This window comes from Massilia mucilaginosa, assembly GCF_011682145.1.
Taxonomy (GTDB): domain Bacteria; phylum Pseudomonadota; class Gammaproteobacteria; order Burkholderiales; family Burkholderiaceae_D; genus Telluria_A; species Telluria_A mucilaginosa.
Genome location: NZ_WHJH01000151.1, coordinates 1 through 1,309, shown reverse-complemented (window position 1 = coordinate 1,309; position 1,309 = coordinate 1). Strand labels below are relative to the sequence as shown.

Here is a 1,309-nt window from a genome sequence, read left to right as displayed (position 1 = left end):
CCCTCGTCGGCCAGCGTGAACATGTGCATGGTCTTGTCCTTGAGCTGCGCCGGCAGCTCGAAGGTCGCGTGATTGGTATGGTATGGCATGCTTGACGGTTCTTTCATCTTGGTTCTCTTTGGGGCGATATCCACCAGCCCCGATCAGCTTGACCGCGACGTGCCAGGCCGCGGGCACGCTAGCGCTCGCAGCGGTGACGTTTCAGGGGATGGCGGCGGCGCGCAGCGCGGCCGAACCAGCCCGCGCCATCGGCGCCGGGCTGGCGATCAGGCGTCGATCAGCTGTTCAAATCAATCTTGGTGCTGCCGATCACCTTGACGTGCACACCACTGATGGTGATGGTGCCGTCCGCTTTCATCTCGATCTTGCTGCTGCCAACTTGCAGCGTGATGTCGGTGCTTGCCGTCAGATGAATATGCTCGGTCTCCGCCGTCAGCTCGACATTCGTATGGCCCTTCACATGCACGTGCTCGGTCTGCGCCGTGGCCTCGATATTGGTTTTGGCCGTATCGTGAATGTGCGCCGTTTCCGCCGTGGTCTCGATATGCTTCTTGACCTTGGTGACGTGGAAACCCTTGCTCACCGTGTTGGTCTGGTGCGGTCCATGGACAATGTTGTCCTGGTTGTTCAACACCGTCGTGAGCATATCCTTCTGCGAATGGATATTGATCAGCTCCTTGCCCTTCTGATCGTGGATCACCATCTCGCAATGGCCACCCCCGCCCGGCGTGGAACGGCTCTTGAAGCCCATCATGTGGGCGCCGGCCGGCAGGTCGTACGGCACCGGCTGGTCGTCGTTGTACACGCGGCCGGTACAGATCGGACGATCCGGATCGCCTTCCAGGTAATCGATGATCACTTCCTGCCCGATGCGCGGAATCGAAATGGTGCCCCAGTTCTTGCCGGCCCACGGTTGCGACACGCGGATCCAGCACGAGCTCAGTTCGTCGCGGCGGCCGTAGCGGTCCCAGTGGAACTGCACCTTGATGCGCCCGAACTTGTCGGTGTGGATCTCGGTCCCTTTCGGGCCGACCACGGTGGCCGTCTGCGGACCCGGCATGTTGGGACGCAGGTGCGCCTGGCGCGGACGATACGGAATCTTGCGGCGGATCGCGCTGAAGCTGTTGCGGTATACATCGCTGGCGCCGCGTTCGAAATAGTTGTTGCGCGCGCTGTACTGCACCGACAGCACCAGGAAGTCGTTGTCGCCGCCGCCCTGCTCGAACCAGTGGTGCTCGGTCAGCTTGAAGGTGTGACCCGACGCAAAGCCGCGGCAATCCGACGTGCCGGTGAAAATCTTGGCCTGCCA

General features: G+C 61.7%; 1 protein-coding gene. It reads right to left on the bottom strand.

From position 1 onward, the window contains the following. Positions 1 to 277: 277 nt before the first annotated feature. A partial coding sequence (tssI, locus tag F2P45_RS34200; protein ID WP_166882656.1) for a type VI secretion system tip protein TssI/VgrG occupies positions 278 to 1,309 on the bottom strand: 1,032 nt, incomplete at its 5' end.